Raw genomic sequence first — 1,814 nt, 5'->3', positions numbered from 1 at the left:
GGCACGGCGATATCACGCAGCGGGTGCAGCGCGTGTTCGCCGCCATTGTCGATCAGAACGAATCTGGCGCCGCAATCTTGCAGCATGTGGCGCAGACGGTCTTGCGGATAGTCGGGATCGAGCGGTACATAGGCGGCGCCCGCCTTCAGGATGGCGTACAGGGCAATCACCATATCCGGGCTGCGGTTGACGCATAACGCGATGCGATCGTCAGGCTGTAATCCCTGCAGCCTGAGAAAGGCAGCCAATCGATTCGCCCGCTGATTCAGCTGTTGATAACTGATCTCGTGGTCTTCGTAGCACAGCGCCGGCGCTTCTGGCGTCAGCGCGGCCTGCCGTTCCAGGAATTGATGTACGCCTTGCGGCATGTCTGCCCATGTTTGTCGGGTTTCATTCCATTGATGGAAGATTTGCTGTCTTTCCTGCGGCAACAGCAGCGGCAACTGCCCCAGCGGCAGCGCAGGATCGCCGTCCAGTAGGGTGTTCAGCAGGTGCAGTATGCGGGCGGCGATGCGTTCACCGTCTTCCTGACTGAACCAGGCCTGATTGAAGTTGAACTCCAGCAGCGGGTCGTCGCCCGGATGGTAATGGCGCAGGTAGACGCCGAGGGGCAGCTGTTCCTGACCGTGGTGCAGGTTTTCAACCTTGAACTGGCTGCCCTCCAGTTCGATGTCGGTCGGAAAAACCTCCAGCGAAAAGCTGATGTCGAACAGCTGGCGCCGCTCCTGCTGATGCAGGTTCAACTGGCGGTTGAGTTCGGCAATGGGAAAACGCTGGTGACGATAACACTGGCGCAGCTCGCTGCCGATTTGTCGCAGTAAGTGGCCGAAGGACTGCTGTGAATCGACCGTGATGCGCAGTGGGATCATCGAGGAAAACATGCCCAAAGTTTGCTTATGTTCGGCGGTACTGCGGTTATGTACCGGCACGCCCAGCGTGAATTGATCGGTTTGCCAAATCCGGGCGAACCAGGTGGCCAGCAAAGCGCTAAAAAAATGCATGGCAGAACCGCCTTGTGCGGCGGCGTATTGTTCCAACTGAAGGAAACGCTCGCGTGGCAACCGCTTGATTATCTGATGGCTGGGGTAGGTTTGTTGCTCACAGTGATTTTGGCGGCGTTCCAGCATGGAGGGGGGCGCGTCGATGAAACGCTTCAACCAGAAATCACGATCGCGCTCGTAGCGTGGGGACTGCTGATAGGCGCGATCGCTGATGACGAAGTCTTGGTAACGCGAGCGGGGGGCTTCGTTTTTTATCCCTGCTTTTAATTGTTTATAGCGCTCCATGATCATTTTGCTCAGCAGGGAAATTGAGGTGCCGTCCGCAATCAGATGATGGGAAGCAAGCAGCCATAGCGTGCTGGATCCGCTGACTTTGGCCAGGTGGCAGCGCCAAAGCAGGCTGTCATACAGTGAGTAAGGCTGCAGGAATTGAGAACGAAGGTGTGTTTCTGCCAGGCTGATGGCATCTTGCCTCTGCGAAAAATCATGGTAATGCAGGTCGATATAGGCCCGGTCGCAGGTTTCCTGGGTAATGCCTTGCGGCGTTTCTTTCAGCGTGGTTTGCAACGCATCATGTTGTTGCTGTATTTGCCGTATGGCTTCTTGAAAAAGCGGTAGCGAAATCTCGCGCTCTACGCGCCATAAACACCCAACGTTATATAAGGGGATATCGGGGTTTAAAGATTGGTCTAGCCACACGGCTTGTTGCACGGTCGTCAGGGAATAAGCGGACACGGAACCACCTCCACAAATGAGGAATGAATCGAATTAAATAAAGTGAGTCGCAGCCAAGCACTCGAACATTATAAAAGG

The 1,814-nt window shown here is 55.5% G+C and carries 1 protein-coding gene; it reads right to left on the bottom strand.

Annotation, left to right across the window (positions count from 1 at the left end; genetic code table 11):
• Positions 1–1,700, bottom strand: a 1,700-nt coding sequence (locus ADK28_RS02500; RefSeq protein ID WP_239686200.1) for a condensation domain-containing protein, incomplete at its 3' end; no start/stop codon positions are given.
• Between the last annotated feature and the right edge of the window lie 114 nt (positions 1,701–1,814).

It is taken from the genome of Serratia sp. 506_PEND (assembly GCF_001076875.1).
GTDB classification, from domain to species: domain Bacteria; phylum Pseudomonadota; class Gammaproteobacteria; order Enterobacterales; family Enterobacteriaceae; genus Serratia; species Serratia marcescens.
This window is presented reverse-complemented; position numbering and strand designations above follow the sequence as displayed.